Annotated in this window: 20 protein-coding genes; 6 read left to right on the top strand and 14 right to left on the bottom strand. The window is 64.9% G+C overall.

The window, feature by feature from the left end:
- From LC041_RS05655 to LC041_RS05620, 8 genes are all read right to left on the bottom strand, one after another.
- Positions 1-801, bottom strand: a complete 801-nt coding sequence (locus LC041_RS05655; RefSeq protein ID WP_226531980.1) for an enoyl-CoA hydratase/isomerase family protein — start codon at positions 799-801, stop codon at positions 1-3.
- Positions 802-847: 46 nt separating this feature from the next.
- Positions 848-1339 (bottom strand): FBP domain-containing protein, encoded by a 492-nt coding sequence (locus LC041_RS05650; protein WP_226531979.1) that lies wholly within the window; start codon positions 1337-1339, stop codon positions 848-850.
- Positions 1340-1348: 9 nt separating this feature from the next.
- Positions 1349-2317 carry a glycosyl hydrolase family 32 gene (locus LC041_RS05645; RefSeq protein WP_226532586.1) on the bottom strand — a complete coding sequence of 323 codons (969 nt, stop codon included), beginning with the start codon at positions 2315-2317 and terminating at the stop codon, positions 1349-1351.
- Positions 2318-2328: 11 nt separating this feature from the next.
- Positions 2329-3279, bottom strand: coding sequence for a carbohydrate ABC transporter permease (locus LC041_RS05640; protein ID WP_374197655.1), 951 nt, complete (start codon positions 3277-3279; stop codon positions 2329-2331).
- Entirely contained in the window at positions 3279-4220 is a 942-nt protein-coding gene (locus LC041_RS05635) for a carbohydrate ABC transporter permease (protein ID WP_226531978.1), read from the bottom strand. The genes LC041_RS05640 and LC041_RS05635 overlap by 1 nt, the downstream gene beginning before the upstream one ends.
- A gap of 82 nt (positions 4221-4302) precedes the next feature.
- Positions 4303-5595, bottom strand: coding sequence for a sugar ABC transporter substrate-binding protein (locus LC041_RS05630; RefSeq protein ID WP_226531977.1), 1293 nt, complete (start codon positions 5593-5595; stop codon positions 4303-4305).
- A gap of 9 nt (positions 5596-5604) precedes the next feature.
- Entirely contained in the window at positions 5605-6726 is a 1122-nt protein-coding gene (locus LC041_RS05625) for a LacI family DNA-binding transcriptional regulator (protein ID WP_226531976.1), read from the bottom strand.
- A 141-nt stretch (positions 6727-6867) separates the two neighbouring features.
- On the bottom strand, positions 6868-7203 hold the full coding sequence (locus tag LC041_RS05620) for a hypothetical protein (RefSeq protein WP_226531975.1): 336 nt from the start codon (positions 7201-7203) through the stop codon (positions 6868-6870).
- 115 nt (positions 7204-7318) lie between these two features.
- Between LC041_RS05620 and LC041_RS05615 the strand changes: the two genes are divergently transcribed.
- Positions 7319-9625 (top strand): arylsulfatase, encoded by a 2307-nt coding sequence (locus LC041_RS05615; RefSeq protein WP_226531974.1) that lies wholly within the window; start codon positions 7319-7321, stop codon positions 9623-9625.
- Between the two features lie 229 nt (positions 9626-9854).
- Here LC041_RS05615 and LC041_RS05610 read toward each other — a convergent pair whose 3' ends face one another.
- Positions 9855-10271 carry a DUF2255 family protein gene (locus LC041_RS05610; protein ID WP_226531973.1) on the bottom strand — a complete coding sequence of 139 codons (417 nt, stop codon included), beginning with the start codon at positions 10269-10271 and terminating at the stop codon, positions 9855-9857.
- On the opposite strand from LC041_RS05610, the gene LC041_RS05605 reads away from it, so the two are divergent.
- Positions 10179-10490 (top strand): MmyB family transcriptional regulator, encoded by a 312-nt coding sequence (locus tag LC041_RS05605; RefSeq protein ID WP_226531972.1) that lies wholly within the window; start codon positions 10179-10181, stop codon positions 10488-10490. The two genes, LC041_RS05610 and LC041_RS05605, sit on opposite strands and share 93 nt — an antisense overlap.
- A gap of 58 nt (positions 10491-10548) precedes the next feature.
- Here the strand turns inward: LC041_RS05605 and LC041_RS05600 are convergent, their stop codons facing one another.
- On the bottom strand, positions 10549-10920 hold the full coding sequence (locus LC041_RS05600) for a hypothetical protein (RefSeq protein WP_226531971.1): 372 nt from the start codon (positions 10918-10920) through the stop codon (positions 10549-10551).
- 1805 nt (positions 10921-12725) lie between these two features.
- On the opposite strand from LC041_RS05600, the gene LC041_RS05595 reads away from it, so the two are divergent.
- Positions 12726-12986, top strand: coding sequence for a hypothetical protein (locus LC041_RS05595; RefSeq protein ID WP_226531970.1), 261 nt, complete (start codon positions 12726-12728; stop codon positions 12984-12986).
- Between the two features lie 156 nt (positions 12987-13142).
- A complete protein-coding gene (locus tag LC041_RS17430; RefSeq protein WP_226532584.1) occupies positions 13143-13412 on the top strand; it encodes a glycoside hydrolase family 30 beta sandwich domain-containing protein in 270 nt (89 codons plus the stop codon).
- Here LC041_RS17430 and LC041_RS05585 read toward each other — a convergent pair.
- The 3 genes from LC041_RS05585 to LC041_RS05575 form a co-directional block, all read right to left on the bottom strand.
- Entirely contained in the window at positions 13321-14550 is a 1230-nt protein-coding gene (locus tag LC041_RS05585) for a hypothetical protein (RefSeq protein WP_226531969.1), read from the bottom strand. The two genes, LC041_RS17430 and LC041_RS05585, sit on opposite strands and share 92 nt — an antisense overlap.
- Positions 14551-14556: 6 nt before the next feature.
- Positions 14557-15240: a hypothetical protein gene (locus LC041_RS05580; protein ID WP_226531968.1), complete on the bottom strand. Its 684-nt coding sequence runs from the start codon at positions 15238-15240 to the stop codon at positions 14557-14559.
- Positions 15241-15924: 684 nt separating this feature from the next.
- On the bottom strand, positions 15925-16701 hold the full coding sequence (locus LC041_RS05575) for a hypothetical protein (RefSeq protein WP_226531967.1): 777 nt from the start codon (positions 16699-16701) through the stop codon (positions 15925-15927).
- Between the two features lie 57 nt (positions 16702-16758).
- On the opposite strand from LC041_RS05575, the gene LC041_RS05570 reads away from it, so the two are divergent.
- Both LC041_RS05570 and LC041_RS05565 read left to right on the top strand, forming a co-directional pair.
- Positions 16759-18012 carry a RusA family crossover junction endodeoxyribonuclease gene (locus tag LC041_RS05570; RefSeq protein ID WP_226531966.1) on the top strand — a complete coding sequence of 418 codons (1254 nt, stop codon included), beginning with the start codon at positions 16759-16761 and terminating at the stop codon, positions 18010-18012.
- A 388-nt stretch (positions 18013-18400) separates the two neighbouring features.
- On the top strand, positions 18401-19573 hold the full coding sequence (locus LC041_RS05565; RefSeq protein ID WP_226531965.1) for an ATP-binding protein: 1173 nt from the start codon (positions 18401-18403) through the stop codon (positions 19571-19573).
- A gap of 82 nt (positions 19574-19655) precedes the next feature.
- On the opposite strand, the gene LC041_RS05560 is transcribed toward LC041_RS05565, so the two are convergent.
- Positions 19656-20786 (bottom strand): toll/interleukin-1 receptor domain-containing protein, encoded by a 1131-nt coding sequence (locus LC041_RS05560; RefSeq protein WP_226531964.1) that lies wholly within the window; start codon positions 20784-20786, stop codon positions 19656-19658.
- Positions 20787-20882: the final 96 nt, after the last annotated feature.

Genomic DNA, 20882 nt, shown 5'->3' with positions numbered 1-20882 from the left:
TCAGCCGCCCTTCTTGGCGGATGCGGCGGCGAAGGCAGACACCCGCGCCTGTGCGTCCGGAGTCTCCAGCGCTGCGCCGATCGACCGGGCCTCCTCGCTCAGCTGCTCGGCGAAGGAGCGCTCGGGCTGGGAACGGACCAGTCGTTTCGCCTGACCGTACGCGTCGGCGGCTCCGGCCAGCCAGAAGCGGGCGATCTCCTCGCCTCGCGCCCGGACCAGGGCGGCCTCGGCCGCGGAGTCCTCTCCCTCGACGACCTCGGCGACGAGCCCCCAGTCGAGCGCTTCGGAGGCCGAGAGCAGACGATCCTGCAGCACCAGTTGCAGGGCGCGCCTCTGGCCGATCGCGCGTGCGAGCTGAGCCGACACGGAGAGGTCGGGAGTCAGGCCGATGTTGGCGTACAGGCTGCCGAGCTTCGACCGCGAGCCGACCACCGCGTAGTCGCTGGAGAGCAGGATGCCGAGACCGCCGCCCGCCGTCGTGCCGTGCGCGGCGGCGACGACGGGAACCGTCGACTCCGTGAGGGAGCGGATGCCGGAGTTGATGACCTCGGCGAGCGCGGTGATCTCCGCACCGGATGCCCCCATGGACGTCGCCATGTCGATCACGTCTCCTCCTGCACAGAAGGCGGGGCCCGACGCATCGATCAGGATCGCCTTCACGTCGGCCCGCGATGTCGCCTCGGCCGTCGCATCCTTCCAGGCGTGCGCGAGGTCGGCATTGAACGCGTTGAGGCGGGCGGGGCGGTTCAGCGTGAGCCTGGCCATCCCCTCTTCGACGGCGAACAGGATGGCATCACTCATGGCGTCTCCTTCGAGCACAGGACGTGTGGGTCCAGCGTAGCCGCGATCAGATGCGCTGCCAGACCTGCGAGACGAAGCGCTCCATGCGGCGGCGCGTGCCGTCCAGCCGCAGATCGGCCTGCCCCGGTGCCCTGACCTCGTTCGGCGCCAGCGGATGCGCGAGGCGCACGTTCTCGTGGCAGGAGAGGTCGGCGCACAGGTAGACGCCGACCGAGTCACCCCGACGCCCGGCCTGGCCCGAGCGACGCGCGGAGAACAGGGAGACCTGGTTGCCGGGCTGCATCGTGTGGCAGATGTCGCACATGCCTGCGTGCCCTCGTCCTGGCTCGGTGGCCCGGAGCACGATCCCCACGACCCTCTCCTCCAACGGGATCAGGACGTAGCCGCGACGGCTGGCGTTCGGATCCGACCACGCGAAGAAGTCGAGGTAGTCCCAATCGACGAGCAGGAAATCGTGCGGCATCTCCATGATCCGCAGCTCCTCCGGGTCCGCGTTGACGAACGTTGCGCGGACGTCGGCTTCGGTGAGCGGTCGCATCGCCCCAGTCTACGAACGGCTGCCGGCCACGGGCTCACGCACGGCAAGACGCCCCTCGACCCATTCGACCGGCATCGGATCTGTGATTCCCCCGACGAAGCGCCCGTCGGCACCACGGTTGCGGAAGGCGAAGAGCAACCACTGGCCATCGTCGCGGCGGCGCAGGAGCCTGCCCACGTAGAGGTCGTCGCCGGTCACGGCTTCGGCACGAGAGATGTCGAAGGGGCCGAGGACGCTGTCGGCGGCGACCGCCCACGTGCCTCCCGCGACGGGCCGTCGCGACGGCATCGAATGCTCCGCCAGGCAGGAGAACAGGAGGACGGGGCGACCGTCGACGACCTCGACCTGCACGACCTCCAGCTGCCCGAACCCGTTGTCGGAGGGCACGCTCAACGGCTCCCGCAGCTCCCACTCGCGAAGGTCGGCCGACCACGCGTGGCCGATCACTCCCCTGCCCTCGACGGGGCCGTGGGGGGCGCGTGCCGTGACATACATGTGCCACCCGACACCGTCGGGGTCGGGGAAGACCCACGGATCGCGGAAGGCCTCATCGTGCCAGGCCCCGCTGTCGATCGTCTCGTACCAGGGCGCCCGGGCGTTCAGCACAGGATGGGGCGCCTTGTGCCACGTGACGAGGTCATCCGACGTGGCGTACCCGATCGACTGGATGTTCTTGCCCCCGTCGCTCAGGCTGGCGCCGGTGTAGAAGAGGAACCACGTACCGTCCGGATGCCTCACCGTCGAACCCGTCCAGGTGGCGAGGTCGTCGAAGGCGGGTGCGTCACCGCGCACGAGCGCGTCGGGCCCACGCGTCCACTCGACGAGGTCGGTCGAGGTCGCGTGCCCGATCGACGCACGGTAGTGGCGCCGTTCGGGGTCGTGCAGCGCGCGCGAGGCATAGAGGAAGAAGAGGTGGTACCGCTCACCGTCGTCGGCGAACCAGTAGTCCCATACCCAGGAGTCGGGAAGGTCGAACACGGTGTTTCCTTTCACCCCTTCACTCCGCTCGCGGCGATCGAGCTGACGAACGCGCGCTGGAAGATCAGGAAGACGATGAGCACGGGGACGGTGATCAACGACGTGTATGCCATGACCTCACCCCAGGCGGTGTTGAGTTGGAAGAAGTACTGCATGCCGACCATGACGGGACGCAGATTCTCTCGTTGGACGACCATGAGCGGCCACAGATACTGGTTCCACGCGGGCAGGAAGGTCAGGATCGCGACCGTGGCGAACGCCGGCCCCGACAGCGGCACGATGATGCGGCGATAGATCATGAACCAGCTCGCCCCGTCGATCCGCGCCGCCTCGTCGAGCGACTTCGGGATCGTGGAGAAGTACTGCGTGAACAGGAAGATGGAGAACGCGTTCGCGATGAACGGGACGATCTGCACCTCGTAGGTGTTCAACCAGCCGAAGTCGTACTTGAGCACGCCGCCTTCGAACACGAGCGTGGGCAACTGGGCGACCCAGTAGACCATCGGGACGGCGATCGTCTCGAAAGGCACGATGAGCGTCGCGATGATGACGGCGAGCACGACGAGCCGGCCGCGCCACGCGAGCCGTGAAAGCGCGAACCCTGCCATCGAGTTGACGATGAGTCCAAGCCCGACGGTCAGCACGGTGACGAGCACCGAGTTGAACATGAACTGCGCGACCGGCACCCGATCGAATACACCGAAGTAGTTGTCGAGACTGATGTCTCCGACGGGAAGGAAGGCGAGCGGCGAGTCGAGATCCTGCAGGATCTGCGCGTCGGGCTTGAGACTCGACACGAACATGAACACGAGCGGGAAGAGGAAGATCACGGCGAGCACGGACATCGCGATGTAGGTCGCGGTCGTGCCCCATCGGCGGCTCGCCGCAGTCGACTTCGAGACGCGAGCGGAGCGCGAGGGAGCGCGCCTCGTCCCGGTGTGGTTGTCCACGGTGGCGGTCATCAGTCCTTCTCCCGGGTGATGCGACGCTGGATGAGCGCGATGATGAGCACGGCCACGAAGAAGATGAGCGAGATCGCGGCCGCGTAACCGATCTCCTGCTGACCGAAGCCCTTGCGCACCGCGTGGTAGACGACCGTCGAGGTCGCACCCTGCGGGCCGCCCTGCGTCATCACATCGATCTGGACGAAAAGCCCGAGAGCGGCGATCGTGATGGTGACGAGCACGAACACCATCGTCGGGCGCAGCCCCGGCCAGGTGACGCTCGTGAACTGGCGCCAGGGGCTGGCACCATCCATGCGGGCCGCTTCGTAGAGCTCCTCGGGAATCGTCTGCAGCCCGGACAGCCAGATGATCATGTGGAATCCGACGGCCTGCCAGATCGACATGACGATGATCGCCCCGAGCGCCGTCGAGGGATCGTTGAGCCAGTCGTTTCCGCTCCACAACCCGAAGGTGACGGCATCGATCATCGAGTTGATGAGCCCATCATCCTGGTAGAGGAACTTCCACAGGATCGAGACGACGACGATCGACGTCACGACGGGAACGAAGAACACGACGCGGAAGAACGTCGTGCCGCGGAGCTTTCGGTTCACCAGCACCGCGAGCGCGAGACCGAGTCCGGCCTGCACGGGCACGACGACGAGCGCGAAGATCGCCGTGTTGCCGATCGATTGCACGAAGAGCGGGTCGGCGGTGAACGCTCGGATGAAGTTGTCGAACCCGACGAAGCGCGGCGGGTTGGGCGAGATGAGCCTCGCGTTCGTGAAGGAGAGGGTGAACGCGAGGACCACCGGGATGATCAGGAAGAGCGTGAGCAGGAGCGCGGCCGGCGCGACCATGCCGAGCCCTGCCCACGTCTCGCGCCCGCGGCTGGAGCGGAAGGAACGAAGGGAGCGCCGAGGGGTCTCGGCCTCCGCCGTCGGAGGTGTGACGGTCATCGATACGTCTTTCAGGATCGGGGTGGACAGCACGGCGGGGTGGGACCGCGGTCGCCCGCGCTCCCACCTTCGCCGTCACCGTCTACTGGAATCCGTACCCGTCGTTGGACGCGATGTTGGCATCGATGTCCGCGACGGCCTGGTCGAGGGTCGCCGTGACATCGGCGCCGCTCATGATGTTCTTCGCCGCCGTCTCGAACGTGGTCGAGATCACGGCGTAGGCGGGAGTCTCCGGCCGAAGCACGGCGTACTTCTGCGACAGTTCGACGAACGGGCGCAGCACGCCGTCGTCGCCGAAGTACTCCGACGCCTGAGCGGCGGCCTCCGTCGCGGGGATGACGATCTGGTTGTCGGCGAACTCGGTGATGTACTCGTCGTTGAAGCTGAACTCGAGGTACTGCCTCGCGCCTTCGGCGTCGTTGCAGCTCGACGAGATCGCCCACTGCCACGACCCTCCGCCGATCTTCGGCCCGTTTCCGAAGTCGGGCGGCGGCAGGATCAGCAGGTCGTCGCCGATCGCCTCGACGGATTCCAGCGCGTTCCACACCCCGGTGTAGCTGAGGGCGACCTCGTCGTCGACGAACTCCTGGTTGCCGATCGTGCCCGCGTTGCTCGCGTAGCCCTCGGCGAAGAGGTTCTGGAACCAGGTGCCCCACGCCACAGCATCGTCGCCGTTCAGTGCGCCGTCGGCGGTGAGCATCGTGTCGCGGTCGATCAGGTCGCCGCCGAAGCTCTGCAGCAGCGGCGAGTATGCGTACGGCCACCACTCGCCGGTGTCTTCCGCGCCGATGTCGATCGGGGTGTCGTAGCCGGCATCCTGCAGCGTCGACAGTGCGGCATCGAACTCGGATGCCGTCCACGGCTGATCGGTCGAGGGGATGCGGATGCCGTTGGCATCGAGAACCGACTTGCGTGCGAAGATCGACAGCGCCGCGTCCCAGTAGCCGGCCGAGTAGATCTCACCGTCCCAGACACCGACGGCCGTCGGGAGGAGGCTGTCGGTGATGTCGGTGGAGATGTTCAACGGCTGGAGGTACTGCGCCCATGCCCAGTTGGGCATGATCGGGCCGTCGAGGTCGAGAAGGCACGGGAGGTCTCCCGAGGCCGCCGCGGCGACGATCGCGTCGTTGTACGCCCCCTGCGGGAACGACTCGTGTACGACTTCGTACTCGTCCTGCGAGGCGTTGAAATCGGTGATGATCTTCTCGTAGACGGCGAGCTCCGCGGCGTTGCCGGCGGAGTGCGTCCACATCGTGAGCTGCGTGCGACCGTCTTCTCCGGTCGTGTTGCCTTGACCTGCCTGTCCGCATCCTGCGAGGGCGAGGGCTGTCACCAACCCGGCCGCCACGGAGATCGGCGACGTTCTGCGCGTCATTGTGGTTTCCTATTCTTGGTGCCCGACGCCCACGTCGAGCACCTGATCGGGAGCCGCCGAGTGCGGCCCTTCGGTTGAGTGTGAAGCCCGTCGTCGGTTCTGTTTGCCGACATGCGCCGGCGGCGGGCCCACGGAATCCCGTCGGATGACGGGACAGTTCATTCGGTAAGAGGCGTCCTCGTCCCCCTCCGCGCGAACGCCGAGCGCGACCTCCATCGCCCAACGCCCCATCTCGTAGTGGGGCAGTGCGATGGTGGTGAGAGGCGGATCCATTTCCGCCGCGACCAATTGCTGATCGTCGTAGCCGACGACCGAGAGGTCACGCGGGATCTCGAGGCCGCGATGGTGTGCCGCGGCGTAGACCCCGATCGCCATGCGGTCGTTGAAGCAGAAGATGGCGGTCGGACGCTGGCCTTCGGGCAGATCGAGCAGTCCACCGGCTGCCGCGCGTCCACCCTGCGCCGACGTCTCGCCGGTCACGTGGAGTGCGGGGTCGGCCTCGACTCCTGCCTCGGCGAGCGCCTCGAGGTAGCCCTCGTGACGCAGTCGCGACGCGATGGGCTCCGGGTCGTCGGTGTCGAGATAGGCGATGCGGCGGTGACCTGCCGCGAGGAGCTCCCGTACCGCAGCGGCACCCCCCACGCGGTCATCGGGTACGACGCTGCGGAAGCCGCCATCCTCGGGGTAGCAGTCGAGCAGAACCGATCCGCGGGGAAGCCCGGCGGGAACATCGACAGCCCGATGCCACATGCAGGCGTAGATCATGCCGTCGACCTGCTGCGCCGCGAGAGCGCGGAGGGCGTCCGCCTCGATGTCGGCGTCGCCCCCGGTGTCGATGAAGAGCACGAGGTGATCGTGCTCGCGCGCGGCGTCCTGTGCTCCGGCGAGCATGCGGCCGGCGAACGGGGTCGTCGCGATCTGGTCCGACAGGAGTCCCACGATGCGTGTGCGCTGCGTGCGCAACCCGCGGGCGACGGCGCTGGGCGCGTACCCGACGGCTTCCGCCGCCTCACGGACACGGATGCGGGTCTGCTCCGAGATGCGCGACTCGGCATTGTTCAGCACGAGCGACACAGTCGTGACGGAGACACCGGCAGCAGCGGCGACATCCGAGATCCGCGCTCGGCCCATCGTTCTCACCTCACTCCGTCGTGTGGCGACCCACATCATTTTGGGCCACTGTTAAATCGATTTATCAGATGCTAAACCACGCTCGCGTCGAAGGTCAAGCCCCTCCTGTGGCGCGGCGACGCACGGTGGCGCCCGGAATGACTAGGCCGAGGGGGCCACGGGCGCGAGGTCCGATTTCCGTTCGCGGATCAGGAACCCGATCGTGAGGCTGATCAGGCAGAACAGCACCGTAGTGCCGCCCGGCGATGCCGCCAACATCATCATGCCGACGGCGAGGATCGGCTGCAGCTGGAACGCAAGCACGAGGCCGAAGCAGATGGCCGGCAGCAGTACGAGCTGACACAGCAGGGCGATGATCACCGCCTTGGGCTGCTTCAGCCCCCGGGCGAAGTCGGCGAGGGTGAGGCTGAGCCCGAGCCCCAGCATGATGATGCCGAGGGCGACGGGAAGTCCGATGGTGGTCAACGCTGATCCCATGGCACTCAGTGTGGCCGAGAAGCGACCTCGGTGTCACCCGTATTCGGTGATACGCGGTAGACACGATCGACCCGACCCTGCTGGAATGCTCCGCATCACCGCACTAAGGAGTTCCATGTCTGACTCGTCTGCGTTCTCTGCCCCTTCGACCCCGAAGGTTCTCCCTCGCCCCGACTTCCGGTATGCCGGCGAAGTCGGTCGCACCTTCCTGGACTCTGATCCTGCGACGTTCCCGCAGCCCGTGAGCCCTCCGGAGGGTGCCCCCAATATCGTGCTCGTGCTCCTGGACGACGCGGGCTTCGGTCAGTTCTCGACCTTCGGAGGAGGTGTGCCGTCGCCGACGATGGATCGCCTGCGCGAGGAGGGCATCGCGTTCAACAGGTTCCATACGACGGCACTGTGCTCCCCGACGCGCGCGGCCCTCATCACAGGCCGCAATCATCACTCTGCCTCCTTCGCGGGCATCACCGAGATCGCCACCGGCTACGACGGCTACACCTGCGTGCTGCCCAAGAACTGCGGCACGATCGGTGAGGTCCTGCGCCAGAACGGCTATATGACGGCGTGGGTGGGGAAGAACCACAACACACCTCCGTGGGAGACGAGCGCGGTGGGCCCGTTCGACCGCTGGGCCAACGGACTCGGATTCGACTACTTCTACGGGTTCAACGCGGGCGACATGAACCACTGGAACCCGGTCCTGTTCGAGAACCGCGACCTCGTTCCCGCATCCAGCGACCCGAACTACCACCTCACCGAGGACCTCGCCGACAAAGCGATCGACTGGGTTCGTCGGGCGAAGTCGATCGCGCCGGACAAGCCGTACTTCCTCTATCTCGCCACCGGGGCGACGCACGCGCCGCACCATGCCCCGCAGGAATGGATCGAGAAGTTCCGCGGCCAGTTCGACGAAGGGTGGGACGTCTACCGTGAGCAGACGCTCGAACGGCAGAAGGCGCTCGGCGTCGTCCCGTCCGATACCGAGCTCACAGCGCGCTCGGAGGGCTTGCCATCCTGGGCGGAGCTCAACGACGACCAGCGCCGACTGTACGCGCGGATGATGGAGGTCTTCGCGGCGTACGGTGCCCACGTCGATCACCACATCGGACGAGTGATCGATGCGGTCAAGGAGCTGCCGGACGCGGACAACACGATCATCATCTACATCGCAGGCGACAACGGCTCCAGTGCCGAAGGTGGGCTCGAGGGCTCGCTGTGCGAGAACCTGTTCTTCAACGGCATCAGCGAGCACTGGGAGGACAACCTGCTCGCGATCGATGAGCTCGGCGGCCCGAAGCACTTCAACCACTTCCCCTCCTCGTGGGCGCACGCGATGAACGCGCCGTTCCAGTGGACGAAGCAGGTGGCGTCGCACTTCGGAGGCACCCGCAATCCGATGATCATCTCGTGGCCGGATCGCATCACCGACCGCGGCGGACTGCGCGAGCAGTTCCTGCATGTCATCGACATCGTGCCGACGCTCTACGAGGTGTGCGGCATCACACCGCCGGATTCGCTGAACGGCACCACGCAGAAGCCCATCGAAGGGCACAGTTTCGCCCGGGCGCTGATCGATGCCGACGCCCCTGAGACTCGCCGCACCCAGTACTTCGAGCTGGGAGCCAACCGCGGCCTGTACCACGATGGTTGGATGGCCTCTGCGCCGAGCTTCGTGCCGTGGAACCCGAACCGGCAGAACTGGGATCCGGATGACGCGGTCTGGGAGCTCTACAACGTCGATGATGACTTCTCCCAGGCGAAGGATCTCGCTGCCGAGCATCCGGAGCGCCTGCGCCAGTTGCAGGATCTGTGGTGGGCCGAGGCGTCGAAGTACCAGGTGCTTCCGCTCGATTGGCGCGCGACCGAGCGCTTCAACTCCGAAGCGATGGGGCGGCCGTCTCTCACCGGTGGCCGAAAGAGCGCCACCTACTACCCCGGCATGATCGGCCTCCCGGACGCGGCGTGCTTGCCGATGCTCAACAAGTCCTGGCGCATCACGGCCGATGTCGATATCCCCACGGAAGGTGCCGAGGGAATGATCGTGACCCATGGCGGCCTCGAGGGCGGCTACGGGCTGTATCTGAGAGACGGCAAGCCGACGTTCGTCTACAACTTCCTCGCCCTCGATCGGCCGACCTTTGCTGCGGAGGAACCCCTCGCCGCCGGGTCGAGGCAGATCGTCGTGGACTTCCGGTATGACGGGGGTGGAGTCGGGAAGGGTGGCGCGGTGTCGCTCTCGGTCGATGGCAGGGTCGTCGCCGAGGGGCGCATGGAGCGGTCCATCCCCGCGCAGCTTTCGCTCTCGGAGGGACTCGACATCGGCATGGACGTGGGGTCTCCTGTCGACTTCACGTATCAGCTCCCGTTCGTCTTCACCGGCAGGATCGAGAAGGTCACGATCGAGCTCGAACCTTCGTCATAGTCACGGTTCGACGGTCATGTCGCAACGAGTCTTCCCGGCAGGAACTCAGAATGGCCGAGAAAGGTCCCGATGTCATGTGTGACCGTGCGGGGCCCGTTCTCGGCCGTGACGGTCACGCGCCGCACACCGTGGAGAGCTCCGCGATGCTGTACCGGGAGCCCCGGCGCGGCCCACGCACACCACATTGCTGGCACTGGGCTGAGGCTCCCGGTATCCGTCGCCGAGGAGTTCAGTGCTCCTCTGCCGGAGTGATGACCGTCGTCGTCGCACGCGTGCGGGCGGCGACCATCGGCGGCAAGTAGGAACTGCCCTCGTACTTCGCGCGGTATGCGGCGTCGACGGCATCGTTGACGGCGGGGTCCGCGGCGTCGAAGCGCACGTCGAACGTCTCCCCCGCCGCGGTGATGCGCCCGGCGTGCTGGGTTGCGGCCGCTCGGTGCCACCGGGAGGCAAGCCCATTCCACGCGCGGACATAGAGGTTGCCGTCGACCACGACCGACCAGATCCAGGTCGGGGTGCCGTAGGTGACGCCGTCCTCACGGAACGGCGAGACATGGAGATCGTCGGTCGCAGCGATCCGGTCGAGCTGTCCACGCGGAGCGAGGTCTTCCGCGATCGCTGGGCCAACGCCATCGTGCACAAGCACGACGCAGGCGTGAAACTCGCCGTGCACCCCGCGGTCGGCGAGATCACGCTGCACATGGTGGGTACTCAGCTCATCGCCGACCCGAACCTCTCGCTCATGATCTACGCCGCGGACCAGGGCAGCCCGGCCGAGGAGAAGCTCCGTCTCCTCGCCAGTTGGGCGGCGACGCACAAGTCCGAGATCACCCCGCTGCCCGTGGACGACGCCGGCGGCTTCTGACCTCCACACCGGCCGGTCCTGGTGCATCCGGTTCTCGGTCCTCCCCGGAGCCCGGAGCTCATCTCTGCGGCGGGACGATGAAGGACGCTTCGTAACTGAAGACCTCGCCGTTGACGTCTCCGACGCTCGTGATCGTGTAGGGGCTGAGGTTCAGTGTGTCCCCGACATAGAGACCGGTCAGATACGCCTGACTGGTCGGGTCGACGGAGTGGACGCTTCCGCGACGCACCGCGTTGAGAGCCTGCAACGAGTAGAAGCCCACGCAGAGCCGTTCGAGTATCGCGTCCACGTAGTCGCCGGATGCGACCTCGTAGGCGGCGAGGGTTCCATCATCGGCGTACTCCACCGTGCCGTTAGCTCCGTCACGGGCGCCGTAGTCATGGAGCGCTGAGTACAGCTCCACGTTGAGCGGCTCGCCGTTGGAGATCATGCCGTCGCCACCTGGACGAACACAGACCGGCGTGGGCTCGGGGGCGGGCCCAGGGAGCGGGGATGCGGCCGGCTCCGGGGACGATTCCGCGGCCGCCGTTGCCGGGGTTTCCGCTTCCCGGATCGAGCATCCGGAAAGAACTGCAGTGGTCAGGACGCACACGAGAGCGCCTGCTGCCGCGACCGCGCGTCGTTGTGCCATTCCTGAATTGTGCCGCGGCGTCGGGTCATCGTCCAAACCCCGTCGGGAGACCTTGGACGTCGCGGGACATCACAATGGTGGGCTGATCCCGTATCTCTTTTCGCTCTACTCTCTACAGGACGCGCGAATCGCTATTCCTACGCGTTTCCCACCCCATCCTTTCGCTATTCCCACAGAGATCTCCGTCTCCCCTACTCTCACTTGAACTCCGACTCGAAGTAGCCCGACGACAAACCCGACCCGTCACCCAACCCCATGATCCCCGTCGATACCGGTGACCACGGAGCCGCATCGCGACGTGCTGAGCTATAGACGGTTTTCACCGCGTTCGTCGGATAGCGGAATCAAGTCGGTGATCACACTGCCTCCGCTACGGGCGTTACCTCTCTACCCGCATGGCGCACCTACCAACGGTTCACGAGGACGGGCCTGTGAAGAGCCACGAATGCAGGGCGAATGCAGCAGCGACCGACTCTTTCGCCCAGAGGCGCAGAAGTCTCTCTTTGCACTCGTCGTAGACCGCCTTCGGGTCGACGAGTCCGCCACGTTCACGCACTAGTTCCTGAGCCACAGTGTTTTGGTGCACGGACGCGTACTCCAGAACGCTTTGGTGGATGCCTGACGCGGTGCCTGAGTGGCCGTAGTGGTACAGAATTTTCCGGCGGTCATTGAGCTGGGTGAGCTGTGTATGGAGCGCGGGTGGAAGGTCTTTCTCCACGTGGTTCAGGATCGCCCCGAGTCCCCACATGTTGAACCGCTTCGGTGGCTCATCAAAGCGGCCAATGCTCCAGTGGTCGAGGTCTGCGAGCAGATCGCGTTCGCAACTAGCGTGGGCGCATATGATCGCTGCGGCGTCGACACCGCGGCGATAGCTCAGAGTCGCTGAGTGAAAGACCTCTGCCCCCTAATCGTCGACGACCAGGCCAACAACGGGTATGAGGTGCGGTACGGATCCCGCAATCTCGCCGAGGTCCCGAACGCGGTCCTCTTCATGCTTCACTGAGGATGCGTTGTTCGCCACATCACGATCCTATTCACTCGTGTGGTGGCGCGTCGGCGATTTCCTCCGCTACAGATCGTCGACGAGAATAGATGCATTGGCGCGGAACTGCGGGCCCTCGTCGCTTGGAAGATTCGGGTGGCCGCGGGTCGGTAGGTTTCTAAGGAGCGTAGAGGTCGAAGACCTAGCGACGCGTGGAGGCGAGCCATCGCCAGGCATCGTCGGTAGCGAACAGTGGGCGTCGCTCGCTCAGCGCATCCCTGCACGCGCCGCCTCACTCCGACCTGTGTGTCTCGTATTGGCAGGGGTGCGCCAGTGACCAGTTCTCCTGCCGCCTCTCAGGTGCAGAACCAGCGTCTGACGCGCCACGGCATTCGACATCACTCTAGCGCTCAGCTACTCTCCGAGGCCTTCGCTGAGTGCATGAGTTCGCTGCACCTCGAAGTCGATAATCTGCTTGGAGACATCGAGACCGGAGGCCATCGTCGATATCGATTCCCAGAGCTCGTTGCCGAATGGGAGTGGAGCTCCGGTTGGCCAGATCCGGCCACAGCGTCTGCCAGCATGTGGGGATGACCAAGATCGTCCATGCGATAGGTTCGCTGTGCACGTAAGCACTGGGGAGTGGCGATGGGCGAGGAATCGAAAGGGCATCATCCATGGGGTGGTGGCGTTCAGCGCCGCCGTCGCGGCGGGTTTGGTGACAAGCGCCATCATCTGGGGCGGCTCCGTCATCTTCGGCGAACAGCCGCGGGCCACGCACGCCCGCTACGCATGGTCGCTGCTCCGGCACTATCTCCGCAACGGCGCGAACGCCTACATGTACTGGAACCTCGCCCTCGACGAAGGCGACAGTAGCCGCTAGGGGTGGGCGCAGAGCTCTCTGGTGGTCGTCGACCCGGAGACGCGCACTCACCGGTTCACGCACGAGCACTACGTCGTCAAGCACATCGCAGCCTTCGTCAGGCCCGGCGCGCTACTCATCCCCACCTCGCCCCTGGCCGGCTACGACCACCTCTTTATGTTCCGAAACACCGACGGGTCGATGGTCGTCGTCATGCAGAACGACTCCGGCGAAGAGACGCCTCTCAACGTCATGGTGGGGAACCGTATGCTGTCCACCATTCTGCCGCCAGACTCGTTCAGCACGTTCCTGCTCGCTGCAGAGTTCCAGCCCCTAAAACACGATCCACACGCATCTAGTGGAGGTGGATGGCGGGATGCCCGCAGGCGCCGGTCTCGCGGAGGAGAATCTTGTCGCCTTTCGGGCCCTTGTGTTTGTCTGCGATGACCGCGCCCTGAGCGTCGCGGTCCGAGGCCCAGAACAAATCGCCGCTAATCATCTCGTAGGTCTTGAAGATGGTCTTCTCCGCGGACCCATGCTGGGCGAAGTCCCGCGTCCACCACTCGCCGCTGTCCCCATCCAGGACATAACGGTTGTCACCATGGTGCAGGCACCTCACCGGCCGCTTCACGGGCATGCGCGGCCGACCGGCCGCGGCTTCGGTCTGCGGGTAGCTCATCAGGGCCGGGGTGACGCCCATGATGTGCGGAAGGAAGTCCAGCAGCCACGGGATCGCCCGGTCAGCTGTATCTACGTTCGCGCGGTGGAGGTTCTGCTCCCCGTGCCGGCTCGTGAACTCGGCCACGACCTTCTCATGCACACCAGAGCCGAGGACCACGAGTTCGAAGGGGTTGCTAGCCCGTACCTTCGTCGCTGTCTTACCCCAGTCGGAGTGAGCGACCACGTGGATCTGCGGGTTACCGCCGAGCATCATCGCGACGCGCGAGACCTCGTCCGGCAGGCTGGGCTGTTGGGCAGCCAGATCTTCGGCGATGAGGATCTCGATGCGACGATGGACGTGGGGCACGTCGAGGTGAAGACCGGACACACGCAACAGAGCGTCGAGCATCGAGCTCGATGAGCGCACCCACTGCACCTGTAGCCATGCGTCTTCCATTCGTCGCTTGTCGTTGGGGTCCGGAAGCACAGTGAGGGTCGCCACCGCTCCGACGCGAGGTGCGGAGAACATGTGGTCCTCGAAGGTCTCATCAGGGTCACGGAACACGGCAGTGAAGAGGATGCCACGCGTGCGCGCAGCCAGTTGCGGGTCTAGCTCCTCCCCTTCCGGGCCGAGAAGCGCCGTCCCGGGCAGCATGTGATGAAACGGGGCTTCGGTGAGAAGCTTCACGTGCGACTCGAGGGCACGCTCGGCATCCATCCCGGATACGGGGTCGTGGATGGCCACTTTCAATCGCTCCAGTCCGCGCCCGCCCCGGGGCAGGGCGATAGGCGCGGCACTGTTGGAGGTGTACTGCCGATTCTGGTTGATGCCATCGTGAATCGGATGCGAGTTCGAGGGCGCCGCGAACGTGCCCGTCAACTCGATTGGCGCCTTGACGAGCTCGCGGAGATCTACCGCGGGCATCGCCCGCTACCGCTTCAGCGCGTATTCAAGCGGGATGGGCAGGCGGAGAAGCTCGTGCAGCGGCATCGCGCTGAGGATGTCGAGGACTCGGCGACGCGCGTCCTCATCGTTAGACGTTTCGACCGCGGTCGGCTGAGCAGCCGGCGGCGCCACGGGCGTGGTGAAGATGTCCGAACGAGGGATGCCGTTCGCCGTCGCCCACGTGACGGCCGTGTCCAGCACTCGGGAGCGCAGGTACTTTCTCCACCGCCGCTTGACGCTGTCGTTGTCTTTGGCGATGCGAAGGAATCCAGCGACCGGGTCCTCTTCGCCCAGGGCCGCCTCGAGCTTGGCCGCGATGTCGCCGTGCTGCGTGGCCGCAAAGTCACGCTTCCATTGGGTGTTTGTGGTCTTGTCCACCGAGGGCACGGCGACTGTGCCAGCGGGTAGGGACGCACCGACAGGCTCGGTCTTGCGCGTGACTCGATTGAAGGCGTACTTGACGCCCTCGGTCCAGTCCTGGATAGCACGCCATAGGTCGGGGAGCAACGTCTCGCCGCGGAAATCGTCGGAGCGTACGAGGCTCAGCACGTAGTCGCTCGACGTGCGTGCGGCGGTGATGACGCCGACCTCTTCAGCCGCCTGAGTGAGGTCGCGGAAAGTCTTGAACTCTGTCGCTGAGACCGAGAACCCGGGAAGAAGCTGACGCATGCGGGCGGAAACCCCGGCGGCGGTCGCGCTCTTACCTGCGGATTCGAACTCCGCGATGGTCGCGACCAGCGCTTCGAAGACCTCTGTCGCGGTGAACTGCCGGGGTGCGACAGTAGTCGCGTCCCCGGCAGTCCCGCTAGAAAGATCAGTACGAAGAACTTGGGTCCCAGTTTTCGGAGGAGAAGCGACGGGGTCAGATCCGTCTGTGCGGTTGTTGTCGGTCTCTCTCGACGAATTGGTCATGCCAAGCTCCTCGCGTATGGTTACTGAGCTTCAAGTGAAGCTACGCAAGAAACGGTTGACGAAGATCCTCCAGCCACCCTGTACCTCGAGGGTCGTACACCTCAGTCCAGCAACCCAGCCAATAAGTCGCAGACCCTGTGTCCGTGCGTCTGAAGTTTGTGCCTTGCAAGCAAGGTTTCCATCTCTACGCATCCATCTTAGCTATGCGTGTTGCCCTGATACAACTCGTCGTTCTTCTCGCGAACTTTTCCTCGCTGTTTTTCCCCGGCGTTCGCTTCCACGTTCAACTCAACCGTGAGGCGGCACCAGACGCGGGCTGCACTCCCGAAGACCTCCTGGCGTACAGGAAGATCCGGCCGCCTCGGACGCGTCCGCACAACCGACACCGGGGCGGCTAACGGAACCCCAGCATGATGCCGCGGGTGTACGGGAACCCACCACCTAGACGTAGAACGAAGGCTCGACGTTCTTGAACACCGCAGGCGTCTCTACTGTCTCAAGGAACACCGCGATGCCGTGCGTCACTGGCTCGTGCTTGTGTCGAACGTTCCAGACATCGACAATCCGATAGAACCGTCCATTTGTCGCAACGCCCTGGCCGATGACAGGTGGGAGTTCTGCGAACCCGTCCTGGTCCAGATACTCACCGTCGGCGTAGTAGGTGACGAAGTAACGGGGTCGAGAGTCAGCCATGTCACCGATCCTAGGCCCCCCGTACCCGGTCGCTACGGTGAGAAGTGACGAACGGAGACATATGCGCACCTCGTGGAACACCTCGCTCGCTGACTCAGACCGCGCCGTCGCGGAAGACCTCCACGATTGGATGTGGAGCAACGTGAGGATGCAGGCCGCTATCGGATCGACCGATGAAATCCCGGCCTGGTACGGACGGCTCTTGTCCACAATCACACTCCTCGTTGATGGTGCCGAGATCGAAGCTGTGTTCAGCGAGACGGACGGCGAAGCCGGGCCGGTGTCGGTGAGCGTCATCGCCAAGACACGGATCATTCGCGCGTCGGCGGACACGGCCCGTGAGATCTCGGCTCGGACATTCTCGAGGAGTCGTATCACCGCGGTGGAGGCGCTCGAAGCGGGACGGCTGTTCTCGCCCTCACGTGCGACGTGGCCGGCTATCCCACACATCAGCGTCCGCGTTGATGGCGAAGCTGACCCCCTCCTCCTCCCGTCGCCATCGTCGCCTACCCGTGCACCGGACATGGGAGCTCTCCTGCGCGGGTTCCTCGGTGATCTGGATTCCGCCTCCGGGGTTTGACAATGCACGAGTTCTGGGATTCGCCCGAGGGGAAATTCACCCAGTTCCATCGACGCCGCAGCGAGGCCCTGGATGTAGCGCTGGCGTTGGAACCACCGACGAAGAAGACACGGCGGGGAACACAGGAGAAGGCACGTGCGGCGCTCGCGTCTGCGTTCCAGTCGGACGTTCGGGCTCGGTGGGCCCGCGAGCTCACCGCCTGGCCGAAACTTCAGGCGGCTATCGCTTTGGACATTGTGTTGTTCAGCTCCGCCCGGAACGGTGCGCGCGTCGACAGCATCTGCAAGTGGCTCCTCGATGAGTTGAGCGGCCACGTGTACTCCGACGACCGTCAGGTGAAGCTGCTGTACGCCAAGGTCGCACGGTCGCGGTCACGCAAGAAGGTGGACGCTCCTGCGGAGAACCCTTGGGATGCCGGATTCGATTTCGATTGGCCGGAGCCCGACAGCGACAAGGAGCCCGCCCTGTACATAACCGCCCAGACGAGAGCAAACGTCTTCAAAGACTTGCGTGCAGTGTCCGATTTGGAGGAAAGGTGGGATCCGTTCGAGAAGGAACACGGTGTCCGCCATCGAGACCCGCAGGAGTTTGATTGGGAGCTTGACGAGCTTCTGGACTACCAGTCGATGTTCGCCAACGATTCCGAGGAAGGCCGCCTCCAACACCAGCTCGTGACGAATCGAATCGACTACGAGAATCAGTCCCACCAGCAGCACCTCGTGGACATGGTCTTCTCGTCGCTGTTGACGGACATGCCGGTGGACCGCTTCGGAGTGTGGAGCCGAGTGCGCGACCGCCTCCAATACAGCCCCTACATGTTCAACCTCGGAGTCCTTCCCACGTATGGCGGCAGTCATGAGTTCCAGGAGCGTCTGCGCGCCACGCTGAGAGATAGGCGAGAGAGCTACCCGGGCTTGTTTCCGATGCGCGCAAGGAGTGGGGTGACGATGATCCTGTTCGAGGAGCAGCGTGGGGGCAAGGATCTCGACAACCTGATCCGCACCATCCTTCCCGACGTTCTCGAGATCCTCCGCCCACAACAACACGATCTCCCGGGCTGGGTCGCTGACGATGTGAACCCAGACGACGCGGTCGCCGACATCCCGTTCATCGAAGTCGCCGCATACCCGGCGCATCTGACGGACATGCCGCCAGGGTCCGTCATCTTTGGTCTGTCGTCCGCTGACCGCTACGGCAGTTGGTGGAGCCGCGCTATCGACCATCTGGAGCTTGTCCTCGAAGACGAACAGGAGTGACCGCAAAGCCCGCAGGTTCGACCCCGCGCCCTAGGGCGTCGGTACGACCCTCGTGGACACTCTCGACGGCCCGCTCGAACTCGTCGCCTGAGAGCGGCTCTTCTCCGACGTAGTCGGCGCTCGAGTCTTTCGTGACTTCATGATCACGACCGCGGACTTTCGATATGTGATGAGCCCGCGGTTCTGGCGCTTCACCCTCGACCAGACGGAAGGAGATGCTATGCGTGCGTGCTCTGGCCCGATGAGGGCCCCTCGACGCTCCGACGCCTCAGAGCCGACGCGGGAATCAGCTGATGTAGCAGATGCAGCAACCGGGCTCGACGCGTCTTCGCGTGGGTCAGCGACCAAGGGCTCGAGGAAAGTCCGCGGTCATCAATAGACTGCGAGCGTGCGCCCCGAACTCAATCCTTTCACTCCCGGATCCGGTTTGAAGCCCCCGACTCTCGCCGGTCGTGAAGCGGAGATCGCGGCGTTTGACCTCCTTGTCGCTCAGTCCCGCAACGCCCGCGCGACCTCCAGCATCGTCCTCTACGGCTACCGTGGCGTCGGCAAGACAACGCTCTTGAACGCGATGCGCGCTCAAGCGACGACATCCGGCTGGTTGTGCATTGACCTGGAAGCACAGACGTCGGAGAGCGGAACCCAGTCGATTCGGCAGCAGCTGGGACGACGGCTGGGCGCCGCGGCCGAAGGGTTCCGGCGGGGCAAGAAGTACACGAAAGCCGTCAAGAGCGCCTTGAGTACGCTGGAGAGCTTCTCGCTGACCCTGGGAGCCGCATCGCTCGGCTTCAGCAAGTCCGCTGGCGTCCGGAAGCTGTCCGGCAACATCGAGGTGGACTTGGAAATCGTCGTGGAGGATTTCGCTGACGCGCTGCGAGAGACGAACTCAGCCATCGGCGTGTTCATCGACGAGATGCAAGACCTGGATGACGAGCTCTTGTCCGCACTCCTCACGGTACAGAACCGCGCGGGACAGAACGGCATCCCCTTCTATGTCGTCGGAGCCGGCCTCCCCACCCTGCCTGCGCTCCTCGCGCGGTCACGCAGCTACGCGGAACGCCTCTTCCAGTTCCTCGAAGTGGGTCCTCTGTCCCCGGACGCGGCACGACGCGCCATCGTCGAACCGCTCGCGCCCTACAACTTCCATATCGACGAGGCCGCGTTGCAGTTGGTGCTCGCGGAGTCGGGAGGTTACCCGTTCTTCTTACAGATTTTCGGCCGAGAGCTGTGGCTGGCTGCTACCGAAAGACGAATCGATCTCGACGTGGCAAACCATGCGCTTGTTGCCGGGCTCCGAGAGATGGATCAGGGGATCTTCCGGGCTCGGTGGGATCGCACGACTCTCGAAGAGCGCGACTACCTCCGAGCGATGGTCGCGTGTGACACCCCGCAGCCTCCCACGTCCGCTCTGCCCGAGCTCCATAACCTCCCCGACTCGGTCGCCGAGGACGCCCGCACCTCGCTCGTCCGCAAAGGCATCATCTTCGTGCCTGAGCCCGGCGCGGTCGCGTTCACCATGCCTGGAATGCCGAGCTTCATTGCCCGCCGCGACGCCCTATAGCGCCAACAGCACTCGCCAGGATGTCCAATCCCGGCTCCGCGAGTTTGAACGCCGGATGACCGGTCCGGGCGGCTGCGGAGTATTACCGCAACGCAGTCAGGACGCGCGCCACGACTTCTCCGGCGAGCTCATCCGCGTGCGTGGAGATGGCACCGCCGCGCACACTATCCGGCATCGACGTGGGGAAGGATGCTCCGCGTCCTGTCCGCATGGATGCGGAGTTCCGCCTGCCTATGGTCGACGAGTCTCCGACGATGACCATCATTTCCGGCTGTACCGTCACAGTAAACGCGTACCGCTCGGCGAGGGGAGCCTCGACCACCATCAACAGGTGCAGTACCTGTGACACGCGCGGTATGAGCTGGTCGGCATCGACGATGCTTCCCAGCCCATCGTGGGGCAGTGTGATCCATGCCGTCCGCTGCCCACCCCGGGTAACGAGGAGCCCCGCCGCATCACCGTCTCGACTTCCGGCTGCACGAGCGTATGCAACCGATGAGTCATAGCCCGCGTCCACTGCGGCAGTCGGCGGGAACAGGCCACCATCACGCCCGACGCCCACCAGTTCCGTCGAAATCGTCTGCAGGTGGCTGACGAGCATCGCCTGGCCCTCGACGGGAATAAGGGAGATCTCTAGGGTGGCCGGACCGCTAGTGGGCCATCCGCGAGGGAGGATACTGTCGCGAGTATCCGCCCGTAGGTCCTCCCCCACCGTCCGCCAGTCGAGGCCCGGGTCAAAAGCTGATGCGCTCCGGGGGACACCGGTTGCGGCGCCGGGGAACGCTGGCTCGCTGGACGGCTTGCTCCGTCCGGGGTTCAAGCCGGCGATAAGCGTCGAGGCAGCCGCGTCCGGGTCGAGGCCGATGAGGTTGATATGCACGATCTGATCCAACAGGCCACCGGGGATCTCTGTCTCCGCGATGAGGACGGGAACAATCGTTCGGTGGGTGCCCGTGGGGTCTTTCGCGAACGCTGCCGCCCACTCCGGCTGTGTGAAGCGACTGGCAACGAAGTGTGGGGAGAGCACGACCAGGGTGCGTTTCGCGTCACCCGCGGCGCGGTCCATCTCCAGGACGAAATTCGACCCCGGCCGGAAGTCCCAGGCTTGGATGACAACGATGTACCCCGCCTTCTCCAACTGCCATCCGATCCACTCCGCCCACCCCTGGTCGGCAGAGTTGTAGCTGATGAAGAAGTCGGGAGTAGCGCTCATGACCCGATCCTTTCAGACCCCCCGATAGTGCCGGACGCTTTCCTCAGACGGCTACCGCTGAGAGGTAGCGGAGGGACAGCTCGAGTAGAGAGGCAT

It is taken from the genome of Microbacterium paraoxydans, from assembly GCF_020524545.1.
GTDB lineage: Bacteria > Actinomycetota > Actinomycetes > Actinomycetales > Microbacteriaceae > Microbacterium > Microbacterium paraoxydans_C.
This window is presented reverse-complemented; position numbering and strand designations above follow the sequence as displayed.